At 45.3% G+C, this 1,687-nt stretch carries 3 protein-coding genes and 1 pseudogene; 3 read left to right on the top strand and 1 reads right to left on the bottom strand.

Translation table 11 applies throughout. The annotated features are described in order from the left end of the window. The 3 genes from GS12_RS22630 to GS12_RS22620 form a co-directional block, all read left to right on the top strand. A partial coding sequence (locus GS12_RS22630; protein WP_034949716.1) for an IS3 family transposase occupies positions 1–211 on the top strand: 211 nt, incomplete at its 5' end. 126 nt (positions 212–337) lie between these two features. After that, on the top strand, positions 338–709 hold the full coding sequence (locus GS12_RS22625; RefSeq protein WP_031592984.1) for a winged helix-turn-helix transcriptional regulator: 372 nt from the start codon (positions 338–340) through the stop codon (positions 707–709). A 126-nt stretch (positions 710–835) separates the two neighbouring features. After that, positions 836–1,522 carry a DUF5710 domain-containing protein gene (locus GS12_RS22620; RefSeq protein WP_031592982.1) on the top strand — a complete coding sequence of 229 codons (687 nt, stop codon included), beginning with the start codon at positions 836–838 and terminating at the stop codon, positions 1,520–1,522. A gap of 84 nt (positions 1,523–1,606) precedes the next feature. On the opposite strand, the pseudogene GS12_RS24535 reads toward GS12_RS22620, so the two are convergent. After that, a pseudogene (locus GS12_RS24535) lies at positions 1,607–1,687 on the bottom strand (TIGR03747 family integrating conjugative element membrane protein); the annotation flags it as partial.

Genomic DNA, 1,687 nt, shown 5'->3' with positions numbered 1-1,687 from the left:
CCACGATAATGCGGTTGCAGAAAGCTTTTTCCAGTTGCTGAAGCGTGAACGGATAAAGAAAAAGATCTATGGAACGCGGGAAGAAGCCCGCAGCGATATTTTTGATTACATCGAAATGTTTTATAACAGTAAGCGTCGGCATGGTTCGAGTGATCAGATGCCACCGACGGAATATGAAAATCAATATTATCGACGGCTCAGAAGTGTCTAGATTATCCGTGGCGATTCAGCGCAGAGATAATCAGTACCTTCATGAAAATTCTCCCTAATGACTTTTCACAGTCATAATGTTTTCTTTTGGTTTTGCATTCAATTACGCACTTTGAGGTAACCACTCATGGCATATCCGGGAAACGTTTACTCAGTAAAATGTTCAGCGCGCGATGCTCTTACGCTTATTTCGGGGAAATGGGTAATGCTTATCCTTCCTGCACTTGCAGAGGGGTCTATGCGTAACGGCGAGCTGATGAGAAAAATTGAAGGCATCTCCCAAAAGGTTCTGACCCAGACTCTACGGCAGCTCGAAAGACATGGGCTGGTATCCAGAGTTGATTACGGAGAGAAACCCGCCTGCGTGCAATACAGTCTGACCAGAGTGGCAGAATCACTCGTCAGTACGCTCGCAGCTCTCGATCGATGGGCCGAAATTAATTTCCCTGAACTTGACGCCGCAAGGGTCAAGTACGATCAAGAAAATGGCAGTTCTTAATCACGAATCAGAAGTCTCACATGATTGATGTGCTCTGATTTCTTAACGGGTGCTTTTAATATGTGTATCGACTATAAAATTGACTACTTACAGTTTAAATCAACAAAGTTTGAGTAAGGATTACAAATGTCAAGAACTGACCTGAATGTTCCATTTGATGAAAAAGAAGATGTTAAACGGCTGGGTGGCCGCTGGGATCCCGAAAAGAGAACATGGTTTATTCCCGAAGGAATAGCACCGACGCCTTTTAAAAAGTGGATACCATTCAGAAATGTTCGCGCTCCGTATTGGTATATTGCACAAACAATCGGTACGTGCTGGAAATGTCATGAGAATACATTGTTAACGGCAATACTACTGCCTGATGGGCATGAAACTCTTGAAGCGCAAGAAAATGAAGTTGACGACAATAATACGAATTTGGATACCATGCAGACATACTGGCAGGCACAGGAGAAACCTGCATTCATATTTTATATAGATGATATGCCCCGGGAAGTGTTATCGCAGTTCGGTCGGGTCAGGCATTACCTGTCCAGGGATTACAGTAAAACAACAGACAGCCGTTACTGGATGAATCACTGCCAGCACTGCCATGCAAAACAAGGTGATTTCCCTCTGCATTGCGAACCAAATGGCTTTTTTGTGCCGTTGGAAGTTCGCCATGGTCAGGATATTGAGCTACATACGATAAAAACCGCCTTTACTGCTGCATGTGACGGCATCTCACATGACCATATTCATATTCATTTTGGCGACTCAGGAGTGTCAACCGCTGGTGAAATGTTGCCCTGGATGAAAATAGTAAGCTGACGCGCTGGTGAGAGCTATGACATAGCTTGTCTGCTGACGGCAGGCGCGCAAAACACGTTTTGCACGCCTCCGTCCAGCCCTGATTTAAAGATACTTCTTGAACGAAGCCGTGGTCACGGTCACGGCGATCCCCAGCAGGACAGCCGCCGGCAACAACAGCAGATT

It is taken from the genome of Erwinia oleae, assembly GCF_000770305.1.
Taxonomy (GTDB): domain Bacteria; phylum Pseudomonadota; class Gammaproteobacteria; order Enterobacterales; family Enterobacteriaceae; genus Erwinia; species Erwinia oleae.
The sequence above is the reverse complement of the archived record's forward strand: the minus strand, read 5'-3'. Positions and strand labels throughout refer to the sequence as shown.